Origin of the sequence: Catenisphaera adipataccumulans, assembly GCF_014202755.1 — a bacterium.
Classification (GTDB): Bacteria; Bacillota_I; Bacilli_A; order Erysipelotrichales; family Erysipelotrichaceae; genus Catenisphaera; species Catenisphaera adipataccumulans.
Window position 1 is genome coordinate 1 of the sequence record NZ_JACHHK010000009.1, and the last position, 18,340, is coordinate 18,340.

The following is an 18,340-nucleotide window of genomic DNA, read 5'->3' on the forward strand; positions in this document are numbered from 1 at the left end:
ATTGCTTTGTTTTTTATTATGAATCTTATTGATATTGTTATCTTATTTTTCAGAATTTTGATTCGCACAAAAAAAGTGCGGAATTTCCGCACTATAGTAACTCTTCTATTTTCAGCCACACATCCATCAGATCATCTGCGATCGCATCGGCTGCGCTTTGATCGATGGGAAAGCGCTCTTCCCGCTTGGCGATCACATACGCACCTGCAGCCTTGGCTGCCTGAATGCCGACTTGTGAATCCTCAATGATGATCGTCTGTTCCGGAGTCGTATGCAAAGCCTGCATCGCCGTACGATAGATTAAAGGATCGGGCTTGCTGCGGGGAAGATCGGCTCCCGAAAGCGTGTAGTCGATCCATGGTGTGATGCCGGTTTGTTCCATCATCGCATCAATTTCTACCTGTTCCGAAGCGGATGCGATACCCACGGTCAGGCCGCGTGCTTTTAAATGTTTCAATAAATAATGCACATGCGGATTCTTTAAGTCATCGTAATCATTTTCGCCTTCGATCGGGAACATCGCTTTGACCGTTTCAGGTTCGATGTCCGTATCCCATAGATCGGCCAATGTACACCAAAATAAGTCCATGGACATTCCGCAGGTTTTCTTCAGCTCATCGATCGGCGCGTGCTGATGGTGTTCGCGAAAAAAATCCACCAGACGTACGAGATAAAAGACTTCGGAATCCACCAGGACGCCGTCCATATCAAACAAAACGGTATTGATCATTCTGTATCCTCCATTGTAAAGAGCGCTTGTAATTCCTCGGCGCTCATCTGTGCGATGGTGCCGGAAGCATTATCGATGAGCGAATCGCCCAAGGATTTCTTGCGCTTCTGCATTTCGTTGATTTTCTCCTCGATGGAATTCTTCATCAACAACTGATAGACGATCACATTCTTGGTCTGACCGATGCGGTACGCGCGGTCGGTCGCCTGATTCTGAGCGCTGATGTTCCACCATGGATCAAAGTGAATGACTGCCTGCGCTTTGGTCAGGTTCAGACCTGTACCGCCGGCTTTCAGTGAAATCAAGAATACATCGCTGTCATCGTTCTGAAACGCTTCAACTTCCGCTTTTCGTTCTTCTTTGGTCGTCTTACCGGTCAGGATGTGATAACGGATGCCGTCTTTTTGAAACGCCGGGATCAGCCAGTCAAAGACTTTTGTAAAACCGGAAAACAACAGGACTTTCTTTTGATTTTCCTTCAAGGTCTTGACCAAGTCAATGCACATGGTCAATTTTGTGCTTGGCGTTTTGATCTGATCGTAGACCATGCGCGGTTCGCAGCACAATTGGCGCAGCCGCGTCATCATTGCCAGGATCGTGACCGAATCGACATGATCCATCTGCAGTTCTTCCCGCAGCTGCTTGGACGCCTGTGTCAGATTCGCTAAATAAAGTTTCTTTTCCTCCGCACTGAAATCCAGCCATAGATCGCGTTCGACTTTATCCGGAAGATCGGTCAGCACTTCCTTCTTGGTGCGCCGCAGAATAAACGGTGCACTCAGTCGGCGCAGCCGTTCCTGCTGCTTTTCGTCGTGTTCCTGCTGGATCGGTTTTAAATAATTTCTTGTAAATGTGCGCAGTGAAAATAAATAACCGGGCATGAGGAAATCAAAAATGCTCCAGAGCTCGCTTAGACTGTTTTCGATCGGTGTACCGGTCAGCGCAAGACGATGGCTGCAGTCGATCGATTTCACGGCCGCCGCATTTTTGGTCCGTGGATTCTTGATATACTGTGCTTCATCCAGGATCACGTAATTAAATGTTTTGGCTTGGTAAAGTTCGGCATCCCGCCGCAGATAATCATAGGTCGTAATATACAGCTCATGGGATTCCTCCATGCGGGCCTGCCGCTCTGCCTGTGTCCCGGTCACACATACATGATCCAGATCGATCTCAAATTTTCGGATTTCCGATGCCCAGTTGAACATCAGCGAGCTCGGGCAGACAATCAGCGATGGTTCCTGCCGGCTGACAAAGTTTTCCAGCAGACATAAGACCTGCAGCGTTTTGCCCAATCCCATATCATCCGCCAAAATACCGTTGACGTTCCTATCATATAAAGCCTTCAGCCAGCGGACACCGTCTTTCTGATAATCCCGCAGCAACTTCTGATATTTTTCCGGCAGCTCGAATGTTTCCTGACGCGCCTTTGCCAGACGCTGTACATAAGTCTGCACCGAACCGTCCTGACGGATATCCGGCCGGTCCTGCAGATGGAAAGACTGATACGCCGGTTTTGTGATGGTCGTTTTTTTCAGTTCTGATCGGTTGATATTCAGTTCATCCGACAGTTCATCCAGTTCCTGCAGCGCCGGTGAATCCAGATAAATGATTTCGCCATTTTTCAGACGATAGAAGGTTTTCTTCTTTCGATAAGCCTGTAAAATAGCAGAAAGCTCGGCTGGATCCACGTCACTGTCCAGCTGGATCTTCAATAAATCATTCTGCATATAAGCGGAAACATGCACCGTCAGCGAACGGGCTTGTTTCAAATTCTTCAGTGTCTCTGACACATAGACATCGGCTTCCTTCTGGATCATCGGAATACCTTCATCTAAAAATTCGAATAACCGTCCGGAACGCGTTTTGAAGACTGCAGTCTGCTGCTCCACTTGATCCGCATAATGTTCGATGATCGCGGTGATCAATGAAACCGGATACCCCGCCGGCTCTGCCCAAAACTTTTTCTCCCGGCCGTTTTCTTCGTATGTGCCCCAGACCAAAATGCGGCTGTCTTCCATATCGCTGAATACCTTGATGTTACTGATCGTTGCCGCAAACGTCTGCAGATCTGTATCACTATGAAGCTCTAAATGATCCCGATTCGGAAGCAGCACATCCTGGTAAAAACGTTTGAACGCATTGCGTTCGATTTCCAGACCATCCTGTGCCAGCAGCTGATACAGCTGATAGACCTGGCCGTTCTCATCCCACTGCAGACGGATCAAATCCTTGTCATTGCGATATAAATAATTCTGTCCTTGGCAGAACTGGCCTTCCAGGCATTCTTTCATGATGACCGAATCGTTTGATGCCTGCAGTTCCAGCGGCAACTTTTCGGTCTGTGTCGGAATGCGGCCGATCAAATGTTCATCATCTAGTTCTTCCTGCAGCGTGCAGAATGCATCCAGCGCCGCCGGTCCCAAATGAAACGAGCTGCGTGCATCGGCCGAAACATACATGCACATAAATAAGTACATCTTCCGGCTTTGTTCATCGAGCCGGCTGACATTGAGCGTTAATGTCTTTTTGGTTCCCAAAGGAATTGTTTGTCCTTCATTGAACTGACGTGCCAGACGGCCGTTGTCTTTGACGACATACAGACGGTCGGTGCCGATGCGGGTGCGGCAGTATGTTCCCTGCCGTTCCCACTGCAGAACAATGGGCTGTTCTTTCATATGATTGATCAGCTGTTCTGCTTTTTGTTTCTGCAGCGATTCTGCCAGATCCATCGCCTGCTTGGTCGCATTGCTCAGAATTTCCTTTCGGTGTGCCTGTTCCCGCAGTGTCCGCCATTGCTTGTAGTAGGATTGAAAATCAATGGTCTGCGGCAGATCATTCCAGTCGATGTTCATCGCATTAAGAATGCTGATGAACTGCACCAGCAGCCGGACCTCCCGATAGGAATTGATATATTCACTCTCCGCTTCGATCACTACGCCGTATTCGTTGATCAATAAAAAAAACTCACAGGCTTTTTGAGATCGATTGCGATAATGGATCGAAACCGCAAACGCATTGATATCACGAATGCGTTCTTTGCGCAGCGTGATCGTTTCGATGCGTTCTGCCACATCCTCTGTATATTCGCTCAGCCACCGGATTTCCTGGTCTGAAACACCCAATCCGTCTGTACTGATTTTCATTTTCGTTTCAACACCTCTTGATACAATACGTTTTTCGAATAGCCGTATCGTTCGGCTACTTGTTTGACGGCTGCTTTCATGCGCATCGTTTCCTGCAGACAGCGGACCTCTTCGACCATCTGCTCCACATCCGGTGCCTGTTTTTCATGACTGCCGTCTGCCACGATCACCATTTCGCCCTTCAGTCCCTCTGATGCAGCGATTATTTCTGATACGCTGCCGCGCAGATATTCTTCATGCATCTTGGTCAATTCCCGGGCCAGGCAGATCTGCCGGTCTCCCAGGACTTCCAATAAATCGACCAATGTATCATGGATGCGGTGCGGGGCTTCATAGAAAATCATCGTGTAGGGGAAAGCGGCCAATGTTTCTAACTCTTTTCGACGTTTGGATGATTTATGATCCAGAAAGCCATAAAACAAATAATGGCGAGCAGACAAGCCGCTGGCCACTAATGCATTCAACGCTGCATTGGCACCGGACACCGAAACGACCGGATAACCGGCATCCAGCACCGCACGGACCAATCCCTGGCCCGGATCCGAAATCAATGGATACCCGGCATCCGAAACGACCGCGATGGTCTGACCATCTTTTAATTTACTGATGATCTTCGGAATGCTGGTGTCCTGATTATGTTCGTAATGAGAGAACAACGGTTTATGAATATCATATGCGTTGAGCAGTTTCTGCGTATTGCGCGTATCTTCCGCCGCGATCGCATCTGCCTGCCGCAGCACATCCAACGCCCGCGGGGTCATCTCCTGCAAATTGCCGATCGGTGTCGGCACCAGATACAAGATCGGCCCTTCGTTCTCAAAGCTCTTCTGTCGATCCATCGCTGAAGTCCTTATCCGGCCATAATTCTTCAAAAGAAACAAATTTTGTCTCTTCTTTATTTTCAAGTTTTGCCTGCTTCTGCAGCACATTCATTGAAGTAATGCGGTAGCGCTTGCCGTCAAAGTTAATTTGAGAATTCAACTTCGGCAGGTCCTTGCGCATCCGGGTATATTCCTCGTTTTCAAAACGCAGACAGCACATCAATTTACCGCACTGACCGCTCAATTTCGAAATATTCAAAGCCAGCAGCTGGTTTTTTGCCATATTGATCGAGACCGTCTCGAAATCGCTCATGAACCGGGAACAGCACGTTTCCATGCCGCAGTTGCCCAGTCCGCCGATCATCTTCGCCTTATTGCGCGGGCCGATCTGACGCAGTTCGATCCGGCAGTGCAGCTGCTGTGCCAGATCCTTCAGCAATTGTCGGAAATCGACACGCTGATCCGATACATACGTGAAAATGACCTTCGAACGATCCAGCGTGTACTCGCCGCTGATCAAATGCATATCCAAACCAAGATTTTCGATACAGCTGCGGCAGATCTTCATCGCCTTTTTAGCTCGGATCTTGTTTTCATTTTTCTGCACCAAGTCATATTCGGTCGCCAGACGGATGACCGGTTTTGTATCACCTTTGGCCTTCGCGGCATCAAAGTCGATGGTCGGCGCACAAACGGTGCCGATTTCTTTGCCGCGTACGGTTTCCACGACCACATCCTGTCCTTTGTGATACTGTGTATTCGCACCAAAGGTATAAGCTTTCTGTGAACCTTCAAACTGAATGAACACAAAATATTTATATTTACGCGGGGTATTGTTCTTTTCTTCTTTTCTCATGAAATCACGACCTTTCGTATCCGGTCATACAGCCGGTCCAAAAACAGGGCCAGATCGACCGGGCTGCGCAGTACATCAAATGATTCCACGAGAATTTCGTGGACTTTGATTTTTTGATCAAAGCGCAGCTTTTCATTTTTCTTCACTAAATAATCCAGCTGACGCATCCACAAACGTACAAATTCTTTTTCCGTCAGCTTGCCTTTTGCCGGAAAGATCCGCGTCTGCATATCAAAGACGCCCGCCATGGAATCCCAATGATCCATATAGTTTTTGGCTGCTTCTTTCAAGATGCGATACTCATTTTCCCCGACCAGCGCCTCAGCTTGCTCCTGCGAATAACCGCTTTGTGCCAAGATCTCGGCATCTTCCGCATCCATGACTTGTTCCAGATTTCTGCGGATCTGCCGGACCGATGCCGGACGAAACGGGAGCCATTGGCAGCGGGACTGGATCGTCGGCAGCACGTTGGCCTTTTCATCCGCGATCAGAATACCGATAATGCCCGGCTGCGGTTCTTCCAAAAACTTCAGCAGGCTGTTGGCCGCATCCGGCGTAGCCTGATCGAAATCTTCCAAAATATATAGACGATGTGCGGAAACGCCCGTTTCTTCAAAAAACCGCTGCAGGGCAGCGATATCTTTTTTCTTGATCCGCTCCTGCTTGATTTGTTTCGGTTTTTTCTCCGGATGAAATGGATCTCTTTGTTCTTTCACTGTCCCAATGGCATGGTGCCAATAGAAGTCCAGCGAATCTTCAGCAGCGATCCGTTTACATGCATCGCATTCCTGACACGCAAAGCCGTCTTCATCCGGGTGTTCACAGAAAAAGCTCTGCGCAAACAATAAAGCCGCTTCCGTTTTATTGGCTCCTTTCGGCCCCGCAAACAAAAACGCATGGGCCGTCCGTTTGTTTTTCAGAACATTGGACAATGTCCGATATACGACGGGCTGCTCCGTCTGCCATTCTTTTTTATTCATACGGCTCCACGACCTTCCGGACCACCTGCATCGCAGCTTTGATGACCGTTTCCTGATCCGGTTCGGCATCGATCACGGTGATCCGTTCCGGATACCTGCGGATCAGTTCCTCATAGCCTTGTCTGACTTTTTGATGGAACGCGCTGTTCTCCAGATCCAGGCGGTTTTTATCCCCCCGAAGGTCCATGCGCTTCTGTCCGGTTTCTGTGCTGACCGACAGAAAAATTGTCGCATCCGGCATACAGTCATCGATCGCAAAACGATTGATCGCATAGACTGCATCGATACCGATCGCACGCGCAAAGCCTTGGTAAGCCAGACTGGAATCGATGAACCGGTCGCAGAGCACGATCTTGCCTTCGGCCAAGGCCGGCAGGATTACTTCGACCAAGTGCTGGCGGCGGCTGGCTGCATAAAGCAGAGCCTCACAGCGCGGGTCCATATCGGTGTTATCCGGATCCAGCAGCAAGTCACGGATGGCTTCCGCAATGCGGCTGCCGCCGGGTTCCCGGGTATAAAGTACGTCGCGTCCGGCCTGTTTAAGCTGTGCTTCCACCCCTTTGCATACGGTGGTCTTGCCGGCGCCGTCGTTTCCTTCAAATGTGATAAAAACTCCTTTTTTCATTTTTTCTCCTATTTGTTTATTATAACAGCTTCATGATTTGAGTTCTACTTTCATATAAAATCACATACTATTTTACTTTAAAAGGAAATAGATTATAATAGGATGCGTAAAAAGTTCGTATGATGATAACGAAAGAACACCTAGTGTACCGAAGAATTAACGATTTCAGGTTCCCATATCGTTATCGGACGAGCCTTTGGAGAGATCTGTAAAGACGCCGAAGGGGTAACGCTCTCAGGCAAAAGGACAAAGGAGAGAATAAAACATGGTTTCTTTTTTTTCGAAAGTGGATTCGCTCGTATGGGGCGCGCCGCTTATCTTACTGCTGCTCGGAACCGGAATTTACTTTACGTTCCGTCTGCACGGTCTTCAATTCAGCCGTTTAAAACTGGCTTTTTCTTTGATTTTACATCCCAAAAATGACACACAGGACGGCGATGTATCCAGTTTCCAGGCATTGTGCACCGCCTTGTCTTCGACCATCGGCACCGGCAATATCGTCGGGGTCGCTACCGCGATCGCTGCCGGCGGACCGGGCGCCTTGTTCTGGATGTGGATCAGTGCCTTCTTTGGCATGGCGACAAAATTCAGCGAAGGTCTGCTGGCCATCAAATACCGCACCAAAGATGAAAACGGACAAGTGGCCGGCGGTCCGATGTACTATCTTCAAAATGGTCTTCACAATACCGTATTAGCGAAAATGTTTGCGGTCTTCGGCGTCGGTGTAGCACTGTTCGGCATCGGTACCTTTACGCAGGTCAGCTCGATTTCTGACGCTTTGACATTAAGTTTTAATGTCCCGACGTGGGTTTCTGCGATCGTACTGACCGCTTTGGTTGCGTTCATTACTTTAGGCGGGATCCGCCGCATCGCCCATGTAGCAGAAAAAATCATTCCGTTCATGTGCGTATTCTATATCGGTGGCGTGCTGCTGATCGTGCTGACGCATTTAAGCATGATCCCGTCGGTCATTGCGTTGGTGATCAAAACCGCTTTCGTGCCGCAGGCAGCTGTCGGCGGCGGTCTGGGCATTGCGGTGCAGAAAGGCATCAGCCGCGGTATTTTCTCCAATGAGAGCGGTCTGGGCAGTGCGCCGATCGCGGCCGCTGCTGCTAAGACTGATTCTTGTGTGGAACAAGGATTGATCTCCATGACCGGTACCTTTATCGATACGATCGTGGTTTGTACCATGACGGGTTTGGCCATTTTGATCACCCAGGCGAATTTGACAGGTCTGGAAGGCGCCGCGATGACGACCTATGCGTTTGAAAATGGTTTGTTTATCCCAATGGTCGGCCGTTATATCGTCAATATTGGCTTGGTTTTGTTTGCGTTCACGACCATCATTGGCTGGAATTACTATGGAGAACGCTGCATGTATTATTTAGCCGGCATGAAGGCAGTCAAGGTGTATAAGATCGTATTCTTGGTTTTGATTGCGATCGGACCATTCATGTCTTTGGAGTTTGTCTTTATCTTGGCTGATATCGTCAATGGTCTGATGGCGATTCCGAATTTAATTGGTTTGATCGGTCTGCGCAAAGATATCATTACCGAAACGGAAGCTTACTTTATGGCCGATGAAACAGAAACCGTCGGCGAATTGGCGGAAGAGTCCGTATAAAAAAGGAGGGACGGCATGGCGGAACTGTTCAATCGGGTGGATTCCCTGGTCTGGGGAGCGCCTTTGATCATTTTATTGCTTGGGACTGGTGTGTATTTTACGTTCCGGCTGAAAGGTCTGCAGTTCCGGCAGCTGAAACTTGCCTTTTCACTGATTTTTCGATCGGATAAAAATCAAGGCGAAGGCGATGTTTCCAGTTTCCAGGCTTTGTGCACGGCTTTATCTTCGACCATCGGCACGGGCAACATCGTCGGCGTCGCCACAGCGATCGCAGCCGGCGGACCGGGCGCCTTGTTCTGGATGTGGGTCAGCGCGTTCTTTGGCATGGCCACGAAATACAGTGAAGGTGTCTTAGCTATTAAATATCGGGTGAAGGACGAGAACGGCGATATGGCCGGCGGCCCGATGTACTATATTCAAAACGGTCTGCATAATAAAGTACTGGCCAAGATCTTTGCGGTCTTTGGGGTCAGTGGCGCTTTGTGGGGCAGCGGTACGTTCACACAGGTAAAGTCCATTTCCGATGCGCTGACACTAAGTTTTAACGTGCCGGTGATCGTGACCGCAGTAATCCTGACGATCATTGTGGCATTTATCATCATCGGCGGGATCCGGCGGATCGCCAAGGTGGCTGAAAAGCTGATTCCTTTTATGTGCATTTTATATATCGGCGGTGTGCTGATCATTCTGGGCACACATTTATCCGTGCTGCCGTCGGTCCTGGTCTTAATTGTGCGCAATGCGTTCATGCCGCAGGCAGCATTGGGCGGCGGTTTAGGCATTGCGATGCAGAAAGGCATCAGCCGCGGTATTTTCTCCAATGAGAGCGGTTTAGGAAGTGCGCCGATCGCGGCCGCAGCTGCCAAGACCGATTCCTGTGTGGAACAAGGACTGATCTCCATGACCGGTACCTTTATTGATACGATCATTGTTTGTACCATGACGGGACTGGCCATTGTCATCACGCAGGCCAATCTGACCGGCTTGGAAGGCGCGGCCATGACGACTTATGCGTTTGAACAGGGCCTGCCGATCGCGTTGATCGGCCGTTATATTGTCAACATCGGTCTGATCTTCTTTGCGTTTACGACGATCATCGGCTGGAATTACTACGGCGAACGATGCATGTATTATTTAGGCGGACTGAACAGTGTACGCATTTATCGTATGATCTTTATCGCAATGGTGGCCGTCGGGCCGTTTATTTCTCTGGATTTGATTTTTATCATTGCGGATATTGTCAATGGCTTGATGGCGATCCCGAATTTGATCGGTCTGATCGGTCTGCGCAAGGATATTCTGACAGAAACGAATGCCTATTTTTCCAAGGATGTATCTGACCTGTCCGGAGCACTGCAGGAAGAAACTGTTTAGCAGGGAAACCTGCTTTTTTTGTAAAAGAAAAACCGGATCGCTCCGGTCATGCGTTTTGTGGATGCGCCTGCAGCCAGGCGATGATATCGCTGCTTTCATAGAGCGGGCGGTCATCAATGAACAAGCATGGCACCTGATCAATGCCGCCGTCTTTCAGCAGACGGTCGTAGTCGGTCCTGCTTTGATGGATGTCATGATATTCAATATCCGTACGGCCGGATTGATTGATTTCATCCATGACCAGGCCGCAGAACGGACAGCCTTTAAAGTAATAAAGTTCTAGTTTCATCGTATCACCTCGTGTATATCTTATCGGGAACCAAGAAAAGAATCGACTCAAATGCCCATGCGTTAGCTAGTGCTAACCAAAACACATTGACACAAATTTTCTGGTTTTATAGACTTTAAGTGGGTAAGAACGCGTTTTCAGCTATTACAACATTTGGTATCAACTTTTTATAATCAAAAGTGATATATGAGTAGAATTCATCAATGAAAGGAGAACAGTATGAAATACTCAAAAGAAGTAGAAAACATGTGCAAAGTCACATGTGGTGCACATCATGGCTGCGCACCGATTCCTGAAGAAGGAAAATGGGTGTATTCAAAACAAATTTCGGATATTTCCGGATACAGCCACGGTGTCGGATGGTGTGCTCCGCAGCAGGGTGCCTGCAAATTGTCTTTGAATGTTAAAGAGGGAATCATTCAGGAAGCATTGATCGAAACATTGGGATGCTCCGGTATGACTCACTCGGCCGCAATGGCTTCGGAAGCATTGGTAGGAAGAACGTTGTTGGAAGCATTGAACACAGACTTGGTCTGCGATGCGATCAACACCGCAATGCGTGAATTGTTCCTGCAGATTGCTTACGGCCGTACTCAGTCGGCATTCTCTGAAGACGGTTTGGTTATCGGTGCCGGTCTGGAAGACTTAGGCAAAGGTACCCGTTCTCAGCTTGGTACAGTTTATTCTACCTTAGATAAAGGTCCTCGTTATTTGGAATTGGCAGAAGGTTATATCCTGAAGCTGGCTCTGGATGACAATGATGAAATCATCGGCTACAAATATGTTAATTTAGGCAAATTTATGGATGCGGTCAAAGCAGGTAAAGATGCCAATGAAGCATTAGAGGGTGCAACCGGACAGTACGGACGTTACGACGATGCTGCGAAGTATATTGACCCTCGTGAGGAATAATAGGAGGAAGAAAACATGTCATTATTTGAAGGTTACGAAAGACGAATCGATAAAATCAATGAGGTATTAAAGTCTTATGGCATTTCTTCCATTGAAGAAGCAAAAGAAGTCGTAGACGCAACCGGTGTTGATGTTTATAACATCGTAAAAGGCATTCAGCCGATTTGCTTCGAAAACGCATGCTGGGCATATATTGTCGGAGCTGCGATTGCTGTGAAGAAAGGCGATAAACAAGCTGCTGATATCGCAAAATCTCTGGGTGAAGGACTGCAGTCTTTCTGTATTCCGGGATCTGTTGCTGATCAGCGTAAAGTAGGCCTGGGCCACGGAAACCTGGCATCCATGCTGCTGACAAATGAAACACGCTGCTTTGCATTCTTGGCCGGTCACGAAAGTTTCGCGGCTGCTGAAGGTGCGATCGGTATTGCGAACAACGCCAACAAAGTCCGTGAGGTTCCTTTGAAAGTCATCCTGAACGGTTTAGGAAAGGATGCCGCAAAGATCATCTCCCGTGTCAACGGCTTTACTTATGTAGAAACAGAATATAATTACCATACTGGTGAACTGAAAGAATTGTCGAGAACACCGTACTCGGACGGTCCGCGTGCTAAAGTAGCCTGCTACGGTGCCGATGATGTTCGTGAAGGTGTTGCCATCATGCATCATGAAGACGTAGACGTTTCCATTACCGGAAACTCCACGAACCCGACTCGTTTCCAGCATCCGGTTGCTGGTATTTATAAGAAAGAATGCAACGAAAAAGGTAAGAAATACTTCTCTGTTGCTTCCGGCGGTGGTACGGGACGTACATTGCACCCAGATAACATGGCTGCCGGTCCGGCTTCCTATGGTATGACGGATACAATGGGACGTATGCATTCCGATGCACAGTTCGCTGGTTCTTCTTCCGTTCCGGCTCACGTAGAAATGATGGGCTTGATCGGTATGGGCAACAACCCGATGGTCGGTGCTTCTGTAGCCGTATCGGTTGCATTGTCTGAAGCTTTAAATAAGTAAAAAGGTTCATTGAAACAGACCGGATGTACATCCTTATAGCATTTTCGCAAATTCATATATCACATAACTGTCTGTTTCGATGTGACCGGGCGTGCCTGAGCACGCCCTTTTCTTTCGGAGGTAAATATGATCCTGCCTATTATTCACGATGAGGTTTTTTTAAAACAGCCTTCCCAGCCGAGTCATAACACCGTCACAGCTGCCAATCTGCTGGATACATTGAAAGCGAATCGGCAGACCTGCATCGGCATGGCCGCCAATATGATCGGCCGGCACGAAAACATCATCGCCTTTCTGGACGGTGATACATACAAAGTTATGTACAATCCGCAGATCCTCAAAAAATCCGGTCTCTATACGACGGAAGAAGGATGTCTGTCTTTGACAGGGATGCGAAAGACCAAACGTGCCAAACACATTAAAGTCAAATACGAGGACAGCGAAGGTCAGACGTATATCAAATCCTATCACGGTCTGACTGCACAGATCATTCAGCACGAAATTGATCATTGCCGCGGGATCCTCATATAAAAAAGACGGCTTACTGGCCGTCTTCATTGATATGCTTCAATAAAGCTTCTTTATATATTTTACCGTAACGGGAAAGAATGGCATCTTTCAAAGTGATCATGCCGATGGTCATTTCTTCTTCCTCGCGCAGTGGTTTGGCAATGATTTGTTCGCCGTTCAGGTCCGGATCGATGACGCCGGAGCTAATGGTATATCCATCCAGACCGATGGCCAGATTGAACAACGTCGCCCGGTCGCGGACTCGGATCCGCTTTTTTCGGTCGATCGTACTGAACAGTTCTTCACTGTAATAGAATGAATTATGTGTGCCTTGTTCAAAAGATAAATACGGATACGGTTCCAGATCAGCGAGCGTCAGTTCTTTTCGATCGGCTAATGGATGGCTGGAACTAATAAATACATGCGGTTTGGCCGTATACAATGCTTCAAACTTCAAACCGGCATTCTTGATGATTTTCTGCAGGACTTTCCGATTCGTGTCACACAAATACAAGATGCCGATCTCACTTTTCAGATGACGGACATCTTCAATGATTTCATACGTCTGTTCTTCACGCAGCGTAAAGTCATAAGCCGTCTGATCAAAGGCTTTAATGACATCAACAAAGGCATTGACCGCAAAGGAATAGTGCTGACAGGATACCGCAAAGATCGGATTCTGCGGCTGTTCATTTTTATATTTTGTCTCCAATAAATTGACTTGTTCCAGCACCTGCCGGGCGTAGCCGAGGAACTCGGTCCCCTCATTGGTACAGATCACACCTTTGTTTGTACGGTAGAAGATGGTGATCTCCATTTCTTTTTCTAATTCTTTGATGGCACTGGTCAAACTGGGCTGTGAGATATACAAAGATTCGGCTGCACTGCTGATGGTCCCCTTTTCTGCGACCGCAACGACGTATCGTAATTGTTGAAGTGTCATAGACTCCTCCTATCTTAACGTAATTATATATAGTATCCTAACAATTTTATCTTAAATTTTCCTTAAAGTTGACAATACATATGGTTTTGTCTATCTTAATAAGCAGAAAGGTCGTGAGAACATGAGAAGATAAAAATACGTTTCGTCTTTACATTCAGAAGGAGGTATTTTTATCATGCTTATTTGTTCTCAATTATCCGCGTCCTTAGCCAATGGGCGCACCCTTTTCCCTGCCGTTACATTATCTGTCAATGATCATGACCGCATTGGTTTGATCGCCGAAGAAGGCGACGGCAAATCTACATTTCTGAAATTGATCGCACACCAGCCGGCTCCCTACGTGACTATTTCCGGTACGGTATACAACATCGGCAAAGCTGGTTATCTGCCGCAGCAGCTGCCGCTCATATGGAAAGACACCTTTCCGATGGACTTCCTGCTGAAGGAACATCCTGAAGATGAAATTCCATGGGAAGCATACAATCGGCTGTCGGAACTGGATCCCTTAAAAACAGATGTGAATTTTCTTTATGAAGAACGGCCGATCTCTACTTTGTCCGGCGGTGAAAAAGTCCGTCTGCAGCTTTTAAAGCTGTCCATGTCGGCTTATGATTATTTTTGTCTGGATGAACCGACCAACGATTTAGACCTGGAAACATTGGAATGGCTGGAACAATGGATCCTCAGCCGCAGTGAACCGGTGCTTTTTGTTTCGCATGATGTGACCTTCCTGGAACATACTGCCACACGTCTGGTTCATTTTGAACAGCGCAACAAGAAAACCAAACCTGTGGTCACTGTATTCAACGGTCCTTATGATGATTATATTCATCAACGAATGCAGAATCGCCAAAAAGAAATCCAAGTCAGCGAAAGCGAAAAACGGCAATATATGGCGCAGAAACAACGCATCAACAATATCTATAATCAGGTGCAGAGCGACCTGCGTTCGGTTTCCCGTCAGGCACCGAATGTCGCAAAAAATCTGAAAGATAAAATGCGGTCTGTCAAGGCGACAAAACAGCGCATCGAGGATCAGAGCTATCATCATGTCGATTCACTGGAAGAAGAAATCAATATCGTTTGGGAAGGCACACCGCTGGCTGCCCAGCGTATCGTACTGGATTTCCATGAACCGCTGAAGATCGAGACCCGGACATTGATCGAACAAGTCGACCTGACGGTCAAAGGCCGGGACAAGATCGTGATCACCGGCCAGAACGGAGCTGGTAAAACATATCTGCTTAAAACATTCTATCAGCGGCTGCAGAAGGATCCTGGCATTCTTCTGGGTTACATGCCGCAGAATTATACCGATTTCTTCGAACCTGACGATACGCCGGTTTCTTTTCTGCATCGGGTCACCAAACAAACCGATGTCCAGACCATGCTCGGAAGCTTAAAATTTCTGCCGGAGGAAATGACGCAGCAGCTGTCGGATTGTTCATATGGACAGCAGGCAAAAGTTTATTTGGCCTATTTAACGTTAAACGGATGTAATGTTATAATAATGGACGAACCCAGCCGGAATTTATCGCCGCTTTCGCTGCCGGTGCTGATCCGCTGGATGGAAGAATATCCCGGATGTCTGATATGTGTCAGTCACGATCGGGCGCTGATCCGCGCGGCGTTTACCGCACATTATCGCATTCAGAATAAACGATGGGAGGAATGTTCATGAATACCGCATTGATCCAGGAAATCAAAGAGAAACATGTCGATCTGGTTGCCGTCACGAAAAAACATACCAAGGAAGAAGTCGATGAACTGGCATCCCTTGGACTGCATGTATTTGGTGAAAACCGGGTCCAGGAATTTTTAACGAAATATGATCCGCAGTACAGCTGGCACATTATCGGTCACTTACAGACCAACAAGGTCAAATATATTGTCGGCAAGGTCGACCGGATCGACAGTGTCGATTCCGTCAAACTGGCCAAAGAAATCAATAAACAGGCTGCTAAAAAGGGCATCGTACAGGAAGTACTGGCTGAGCTGAAGGTTTCAAAGACCGATGAAAACAAGACCGGTTACCCATTCGAGGATGCCGAAGCCTTTCTTGCCGATCTGCAGCAGTTTGACAATATTAAGGTGAAAGGCTTGATGTGCATCGCGACAAATACGGATGATCAAAGCGTGGTGGCCGGTGAGTTCGATGAAATGAAAGCATTATTCGATCGCATGAAAAAAGTGTATCCGGAGATGGATACCTTATCGATGGGCATGAGTCATGATTGGCGGCTGGCACTGGAGCACGGCGCCACACAAGTGCGTATCGGCACTGCATTATTTGAGTAAATGAAAACCGGGATCTCCCGGTTTTTTTCTTATTCAGATGTTTGATGAAAATCTTTCGGCAGTGTGATGCGCACGGCCTCGATGCGTTTTTTGTTCAAATTGATGACCTTGATCTTGATGCCGTTGTCCAGCACGATCTGTTCATTCAGCTTCGGCAGCCGGCCTAGTTTATCGATGACCAGACCGCCGATGGAGTCAAATTCTTCACTGTCCAGATCCAGACCGATCGCGTCGTTCAGATCATGCAGACTGATATACCCTTTAACATCATAGACCCGCTCTGTGACTTGTTTAATGTTGGCGGCTTCCCAGTCATCGTACTCATCCTGCACTTCACCGACGATCTCTTCGATGATATCTTCCAAGGTGATGATCCCGGCCAATTCACCATACTCATCCAGCACGATGGCCATGTTGTTGGTGGACTTTTTCATTTCCAGCAGCAAGTCGGAGATCGGCTTGTTTTCAAAGGTAAAAAACGGTTTTCGCAGCAAATTGTAGATATTGAAATGTTCCAGGTCATCATATAACAATAAGTCTTTCATATTGACCATACCAATAACATTGTCGATAGAATCTTTATAGATCGGTATACGGGTAAAACGCTCTTTTCGAAATACTTCCAGCAGATCTTCATACGAAGAAGTATCCTCTGCCATGATGACATGTACCCGCGGGACCATGACTTCCTTGGCTTTGGCATCGCCGAAATCAAACACGTTGTTGATCATTTCCTTTTCATCCTGCTCAATGACGCCTTCTTCATGGGACACATCGACAATGGTCCGCAGCTCACTTTCAGTTAAAGACGGACCGTTTTCTGATACATCAACGCCTAAGATGCGCAGGAAGATCGAACTGAACACATTGACAAACGCAATGATCGGCGTCAGTACGACCATCAGTACGCGGACGATCTTCGCATAGTGCAGCGCCATGGAATCCGCTCGTTTGGTTGCCATGGTCTTCGGGGTGATCTCTCCAAAAATCAAGATCAGCAGCGTGATGATGAAGGTCGCAATGCCGACGGCTGCGCCTCCGAATGAATAGGCGATCACGGTTGCCATACTGGAAGCCAGTGTATTCACAAAGTTATTGCCGATCAAAATGGCACTGAGCATTTTGTCCTGTTTTTCTAAAATACGCAGAACGACAGCCGCGTTTTTATTGCCTTCATCGGCCAATGTCCGCATGCGGATGCGGCTGCAGGAAACCAGTGCAGTTTCCGCGGAAGAAAAGAATCCTGAAAACAGCAGCAGTACAATTAAGGTTAGGATCCGTATCCCATTTTCTGATTCCATAGTTTTTATTCTCCTACATTCGGCAGCCACAAATGGATCGCATGGCTTTTTAGCTCAATGGTCGGGTTTTTAAACGCCCGCACTTCACCGTCCAGGTTGCCGTAAATGGTTTCATTGTTTGTATCCATATGAATAATGTGTGCCTGTTTGATCGTAACACGATCGGTATGGGAAATGTGTTCACCTTTTTCATAGGCTTTCGCAAAATAGACAATATCACGTTTCTTCAGTCCGCTGATCAAGCAGACATCGATCACACCATCATTGATCATCGCGTCCGGACACGGCTGATAGCCGCCGCCGTAATACTTGCCGTTGCAGAACACCACAAAATCATAGATAGCTGCCGGCATTCGCTGGTCATCGATCTGCATGCGGTATTCCTGTCCGAGCGGTCTGCGTAATGTCTGAAGCATGCCGGTATAATATGGGATAATGCCCTGGACCGGCAATCTGCTTTTCATATGATTAGCATATTGTGCCACATATACATCAAAACCGAAGGAAACCGTATTGATCGCATATTCGCCGTTGACGCTCATCACATCACAGTCCATGGCAATCGGATTTTTATAGTTGGCTAAATTCAGAAAATCCGCCGTGGTCCACGGCCGGAATGTTTTCACAAAGTCATTGGCGGTCCCGAGCGGCAGCACAGAAACATGGACTTCGCTGCGCGCATCGATCAGACCGTTGATCGTTTCATGAAGCAAGCCGTCACCGCCGCAGACATACAAATGCACCGGTTCGTTTTCAAACAACGCATATTTCTTCGCGATGTATTCTGCATGCTTCGGCGCTTTGGTTTTTTCAATAATGACCTGTCTGCCTTTGAAGTTTTTCTTGATTTCCTCCATCAACGCATAAAGTTTTTTTGCGTCTGTGTGAGGATTGATTAAAAATACTTCTTTCAT

General features: G+C 47.6%; 17 protein-coding genes and 1 riboswitch. Of the genes, 7 read left to right on the top strand and 10 right to left on the bottom strand.

The window, feature by feature from the left end:
* Positions 1–91: 91 nt before the first annotated feature.
* Genes HNQ47_RS09205 through tmk form a run of 6 tightly spaced genes read right to left on the bottom strand, consistent with a single transcriptional unit; the run spans position 92 to position 7,158 of the window.
* The gene (locus HNQ47_RS09205) at positions 92–730 is read right to left on the bottom strand and encodes an HAD family hydrolase (protein ID WP_183329109.1); all 639 of its coding nucleotides are present in this window, start codon (positions 728–730) and stop codon (positions 92–94) included.
* Positions 727–3,876, bottom strand: coding sequence for a DEAD/DEAH box helicase (locus tag HNQ47_RS09210; protein ID WP_183329110.1), 3,150 nt, complete (start codon positions 3,874–3,876; stop codon positions 727–729). The genes HNQ47_RS09205 and HNQ47_RS09210 overlap by 4 nt, the downstream gene beginning before the upstream one ends.
* Positions 3,873–4,715: a 16S rRNA (cytidine(1402)-2'-O)-methyltransferase gene (gene rsmI / locus HNQ47_RS09215; protein ID WP_183329111.1), complete on the bottom strand. Its 843-nt coding sequence runs from the start codon at positions 4,713–4,715 to the stop codon at positions 3,873–3,875. Before rsmI ends, HNQ47_RS09210 begins: the two co-directional genes overlap by 4 nt.
* Entirely contained in the window at positions 4,693–5,553 is an 861-nt protein-coding gene (gene ricT / locus HNQ47_RS09220) for a regulatory iron-sulfur-containing complex subunit RicT (protein WP_183329112.1), read from the bottom strand. The genes rsmI and ricT overlap by 23 nt, the downstream gene beginning before the upstream one ends.
* Positions 5,550–6,533, bottom strand: coding sequence for a hypothetical protein (locus HNQ47_RS09225; RefSeq protein WP_183329113.1), 984 nt, complete (start codon positions 6,531–6,533; stop codon positions 5,550–5,552). Before HNQ47_RS09225 ends, ricT begins: the two co-directional genes overlap by 4 nt.
* Positions 6,526–7,158, bottom strand: a complete 633-nt coding sequence (gene tmk, locus HNQ47_RS09230) for a dTMP kinase (protein ID WP_183329114.1) — start codon at positions 7,156–7,158, stop codon at positions 6,526–6,528. The genes HNQ47_RS09225 and tmk overlap by 8 nt, the downstream gene beginning before the upstream one ends.
* 186 nt (positions 7,159–7,344) lie before the next feature.
* Positions 7,345–7,418, top strand: a riboswitch (glycine riboswitch).
* A 5-nt stretch (positions 7,419–7,423) separates the two neighbouring features.
* Between tmk and HNQ47_RS09235 the strand changes: the two genes are divergently transcribed.
* Both HNQ47_RS09235 and HNQ47_RS09240 read left to right on the top strand, forming a co-directional pair.
* Positions 7,424–8,782 carry an alanine/glycine:cation symporter family protein gene (locus tag HNQ47_RS09235; protein WP_183329115.1) on the top strand — a complete coding sequence of 453 codons (1,359 nt, stop codon included), beginning with the start codon at positions 7,424–7,426 and terminating at the stop codon, positions 8,780–8,782.
* Between the two features lie 15 nt (positions 8,783–8,797).
* Positions 8,798–10,156: an alanine/glycine:cation symporter family protein gene (locus HNQ47_RS09240; RefSeq protein ID WP_183329116.1), complete on the top strand. Its 1,359-nt coding sequence runs from the start codon at positions 8,798–8,800 to the stop codon at positions 10,154–10,156.
* A gap of 46 nt (positions 10,157–10,202) precedes the next feature.
* Here the strand turns inward: HNQ47_RS09240 and HNQ47_RS09245 are convergent, their stop codons facing one another.
* Positions 10,203–10,445 (bottom strand): glutaredoxin family protein, encoded by a 243-nt coding sequence (locus HNQ47_RS09245; protein WP_183329117.1) that lies wholly within the window; start codon positions 10,443–10,445, stop codon positions 10,203–10,205.
* Between the two features lie 219 nt (positions 10,446–10,664).
* Between HNQ47_RS09245 and HNQ47_RS09250 the strand changes: the two genes are divergently transcribed.
* The 3 genes from HNQ47_RS09250 (at position 10,665) to HNQ47_RS09260 (ending at position 12,905) form a co-directional block, all read left to right on the top strand.
* Positions 10,665–11,357 (top strand): iron-sulfur cluster assembly scaffold protein, encoded by a 693-nt coding sequence (locus tag HNQ47_RS09250; protein WP_183329118.1) that lies wholly within the window; start codon positions 10,665–10,667, stop codon positions 11,355–11,357.
* 15 nt (positions 11,358–11,372) lie between these two features.
* Positions 11,373–12,374, top strand: a complete 1,002-nt coding sequence (locus tag HNQ47_RS09255) for a GGGtGRT protein (protein ID WP_183329119.1) — start codon at positions 11,373–11,375, stop codon at positions 12,372–12,374.
* Between the two features lie 126 nt (positions 12,375–12,500).
* On the top strand, positions 12,501–12,905 hold the full coding sequence (locus HNQ47_RS09260) for a peptide deformylase (RefSeq protein ID WP_183329120.1): 405 nt from the start codon (positions 12,501–12,503) through the stop codon (positions 12,903–12,905).
* 10 nt (positions 12,906–12,915) lie between these two features.
* Here the strand turns inward: HNQ47_RS09260 and HNQ47_RS09265 are convergent, their stop codons facing one another.
* On the bottom strand, positions 12,916–13,827 hold the full coding sequence (locus HNQ47_RS09265) for a LysR family transcriptional regulator (RefSeq protein ID WP_183329121.1): 912 nt from the start codon (positions 13,825–13,827) through the stop codon (positions 12,916–12,918).
* 175 nt (positions 13,828–14,002) lie between these two features.
* Between HNQ47_RS09265 and HNQ47_RS09270 the strand changes: the two genes are divergently transcribed.
* Positions 14,003–15,508: an ATP-binding cassette domain-containing protein gene (locus tag HNQ47_RS09270; protein ID WP_183329122.1), complete on the top strand. Its 1,506-nt coding sequence runs from the start codon at positions 14,003–14,005 to the stop codon at positions 15,506–15,508.
* Complete coding sequence (locus HNQ47_RS09275; protein WP_183329123.1) at positions 15,505–16,125, top strand: YggS family pyridoxal phosphate-dependent enzyme; 621 nt, start codon at positions 15,505–15,507, stop codon at positions 16,123–16,125. The genes HNQ47_RS09270 and HNQ47_RS09275 overlap by 4 nt, the downstream gene beginning before the upstream one ends.
* Before the next feature lie 29 nt (positions 16,126–16,154).
* Here HNQ47_RS09275 and HNQ47_RS09280 read toward each other — a convergent pair whose 3' ends face one another.
* Both HNQ47_RS09280 and HNQ47_RS09285 read right to left on the bottom strand, forming a co-directional pair.
* Positions 16,155–17,426, bottom strand: a complete 1,272-nt coding sequence (locus HNQ47_RS09280; RefSeq protein WP_183329124.1) for an HlyC/CorC family transporter — start codon at positions 17,424–17,426, stop codon at positions 16,155–16,157.
* Positions 17,427–17,431: 5 nt separating this feature from the next.
* Entirely contained in the window at positions 17,432–18,340 is a 909-nt protein-coding gene (locus tag HNQ47_RS09285; RefSeq protein ID WP_183329125.1) for a diacylglycerol/lipid kinase family protein, read from the bottom strand.